Source organism: Isoptericola croceus (assembly GCF_029382255.1).
GTDB lineage: Bacteria > Actinomycetota > Actinomycetes > Actinomycetales > Cellulomonadaceae > Isoptericola > Isoptericola croceus.
In genome coordinates this window covers 1-280 of record NZ_JARLLG010000126.1, presented here as the reverse complement: position 1 = coordinate 280, position 280 = coordinate 1, and the positions used below count along the sequence as shown (strand labels likewise).

Genomic DNA, 280 nt, shown 5'->3' with positions numbered 1-280 from the left:
CAATCGGAGCGTCAGCGGTGCCCTGACGCAGATGTGTGGTCGCCGCGACCAGCGCGTTGGGCAGCATCACCATCAACGAGGTGCCCTCTGCCACGTGCAGATCGGAACCAAACAGCACCAGCATCGCCGGAACCGTCAGCAGCCCACCGCCGAGACCCAGTGCGGCCGACCACGCACCGACCACGAAACCGACCACGGCACCGATAGCGATGACCGATGGCACATGGGCGAGCACAGCATCGGGAAGCAACGCTTCACCCGCCGAAGGGTCGATGCCTGC

Annotated in this window: 1 protein-coding gene; it reads right to left on the bottom strand. The window is 65.7% G+C overall.

Going from position 1 to position 280, the window contains the following annotated elements:
* On the bottom strand, positions 1-280 hold a 280-nt coding region (locus PZC42_RS20920; protein WP_277214023.1), incomplete at both ends, for a TSUP family transporter.